The 2,325-nt window shown below is 71.7% G+C and carries 1 protein-coding gene; it reads right to left on the bottom strand.

What is annotated here, in order from left to right; genetic code table 11:
• Positions 1-2,325, bottom strand: a 2,325-nt coding sequence (locus tag AB0G14_RS35365; protein ID WP_357705110.1) for a condensation domain-containing protein, incomplete at both ends; no start/stop codon positions are given.

The raw sequence follows: 2,325 nt of genomic DNA, 5'->3' as shown, positions 1-2,325 counted from the left end.
AGGTTCGGCACCTGCAAATCGAACGCCACCGACGAGAACACCGACGACCCACCACCGCCACGACCCGCCAACACCGACGCCGCCCACCGCACATGGTTCGCCAACCCCCGATGCGTGACCTGCACACCCTTCGGCCGACCCGTCGACCCCGACGTGAAGATCACATACGCCAGATCGTCCAGGTCCGGCACGCCCGCAGTGGCGGCCGTGGGCTGCTGCGCCGGGGCCTGCTCGGCCACCAGCACCTCGACCCCGGCGGGGAACCGGTCGGCGTACCGGGCCGACGTGACGGCCCGGGTCGCGCCGGCGTCGGCGAGCATGGCCTCGATCCGGCCGGCCGGGTAGGAAGGGTCGACCGGCACGTACGCCGCGCCCGCCTTCCACACCGCCAGCATCGCCGCGACCAGATCCGGCCCCCGATCCAGCAACACCCCCACCACCGCACCGCGACCGACACCCGACGACCCCAACCACGCCGCCAACCCCGCGGCCCGCGCATCCAACTCCGCGAACCCCACACCGTTGACCGCCTCGGCCGACGGCACCCGAACCACCTGCTCCTCGAACCACCCCAACACCGAACCCGACACCGGCTCCACCGAGTCCACGTCGTCGGCCAGCACCACCGGCACCTCGTCCGCCGACAGACACACCACCCGCGCGTCCCCGTCGGGATCCGCGACCATCGCCTCCAACACCGCCCGGTACATGGCGCCGAGGCGTAGCACGTTGGGGTAGCTGACGACGTGCGGGCGGCTGAGGATGCTCAGCGTCCCGGCGAGGGTGGAGACGTGCAGGTCGAACTCGCTGGACGCCTCGTAGATGGCGTCGTCGAAGCCGACGCGGTCGGTGTCGACCTGCTCGAAGTCCAGGTAGTTGAAGAGGATCTCGATGGGCCGCTCGCCCCCGGTGAACCGTTGCACGGACGGCAGCGGGTAGTGCCGGTGCGGCCACAGCTCCAGCTCGGCCTCGAAGGTCTGCCGGACCAGGTCCGCCCAGGTCGCGGCCGGTCCCCGGTGGACGAACGGCAGCGTGTTCAGGTGCATGCCGTACACCCGGTCCGCGCCGGCCACCTCGGGCCGGCCGTGGCAGACGAGACCGCTGGTGAAGGCGGGTTCGCCGGTGAGCTGGCTCATCACCTTCAGGTGCGCGCCCAGCAGCACGCTCTTCAGCGACGTGCCGGTGCGGCTGGCCAGGCCCTTGAGCCCGTCGAGCAGGTCGTGCAGCGGCACCCGGGTGCCGCACTGGAACTCGGGGTCGGATTCGGGCGCACCCCAGCCGGACGGCAGCGCGAAGCGCGGATGCTCGACCACGCCCTGCCAGTACGCCTCGTCCTCGGCGGACGTCAGGGAGGCCAGTTCGGCGGCGACGAAGTCGGCGTAGCGGACCGGCAGCGCCTCGAAGGGCACCGGGACGCCGGTGTCCCGCAGCCGCCGGTAGTTGTCCAGGATCTCCATCAGCAGGGAGTGGTGGCTCCAGCCTTCGAGGATGCCGTGCGACATCGTCAGTACGAACCACCAGGCGTTGCCGTCGCCGATCGCGCCGGCGACGCGCATCTGGGGAGCCTGGCCCGGCGGGAACGGGGTGGCCCGTTCGGCGGCCATGAAGGCGCGCAGCCGGTCCTCGGCGTCCGTCCCGCGCAGGTCGAGCGCGGTCACCTCGACGGGCACCTCGGCGTGCACGAGTTGCAGCGGCACCGAGTAGCCGTTCAGGTCGAACGAGGTGCGCAGGATCTCGTGCCGGTCGACGACAGCCTGCACCGCGCGGCGTAGCGCGTCGGGGGCCAGGGGCTGGTCGTCGTGGATCGGGAAGGCCGACACGTTGTGGTACGTGTGCCGGTCGGTGTCGGTCAGCGTCTTCACCAGCATGCCGAGCTGCACCTGGGCGATCGGGTACGCGTCGGCGAGGCCGGCGGGCAGGGCGGCGCGGTCGGCGTCGTCGAGCAGCGCGAACGGGGCGACCGCCTGGAACTCCGGTTCGGCGACGGTCTGCTCCACCTGGATGTGCGCGGCGAGCGCGGCGACGGTGCGGTGCACGAAGACGTCCCGCACCGAGGCCGGGAATCCGGCCGCGCGCAGGGCACCGACCAGGGCGATGGCGCTGATCGAGTGACCGCCGAGGTCGAAGAAGCTGTCGACGACGCTGACGGTGTCCAGGCCCAACACCCGCACCCAGATCTCCGCGAGCCGCTCCTCCAGATCAGTACGCGGCGCCACGTGCGCCCGCTCGACCACCGTCACCGACGCGGCCAGAGCCGCCCGATCGACCTTGCCGTTGGCATTGAGCGGGATCGCCTCGACCGCGGTCAGATCCGACGGAATCATG

It is taken from the genome of Micromonospora sp. NPDC023814, from assembly GCF_040639595.1.
Classification (GTDB): Bacteria; Actinomycetota; Actinomycetes; order Mycobacteriales; family Micromonosporaceae; genus Micromonospora.
Note: the sequence above shows the minus strand (reverse complement) of the source record. Positions and strands in the feature narration are given on the sequence as shown.